The 594-nt window shown below is 65.2% G+C and carries 1 protein-coding gene; it reads right to left on the bottom strand.

Translation table 11 applies throughout. From position 1 onward, the window contains the following. On the bottom strand, window positions 1-578 hold a 578-nt coding region (locus G3I78_RS51500; RefSeq protein ID WP_203616493.1), incomplete at its 3' end, for a hypothetical protein. Window positions 579-594 lie beyond the last annotated feature (16 nt).

Consider the following 594-nt stretch of genomic DNA (forward strand, 5'->3'; position numbering starts at 1 on the left):
AGCCGGAGGACCTGTGCCGCCAGGGACTTCACATCGTCGTTTGCGGTATCCCCGAAGGCGTCCACGATGACTGACGCAGCGTTCGGTGCGACGGACATGATTGCAGCGGCGGCTGCCTCGGCAGGGAACCAGGGAGGGAGCTCGCGGTAACGACGTCGGTGGCCCAGAGGGCTGAAGTCGTGCGAATCGTGCACGTCCACCCAACTCGCGCATGACTCGATCAGGGGTAGGACGATCGTGGGGCGCCGTTCTAGAGCGCGCGAGAGCCGTTCTTTGACTGACTCGGGGGACGTCAGCCGAGATCCGATCCAGAGCACGCGGGGCATGCTCTTGTCATGGTCACCCCACGAGCGTGGATCGGCCCAGTCGATGGAGTTCCACAGTTTGTCGAGCGCCGCGTTTGCCAACGCCTGCGGCGTGGACCGACCACGCTTCTCGGCGTACCGCGCTGTTTCGGTCAGCAAGAGGACTGCTGCAGAGAGCGGTCGCCGCCCCGCGTCTTGCTCGATGAGCGCTGCGAGAGTCTCGTCGTCTGCGTTGGCGGCAACCGCTGCAGCCAGCTCGCATGTGGTTTCCACCCCAATGGCGTAGGCG

This window comes from Streptomyces sp. SID13726 (assembly GCF_010548375.1).
GTDB lineage: Bacteria > Actinomycetota > Actinomycetes > Streptomycetales > Streptomycetaceae > Streptomyces.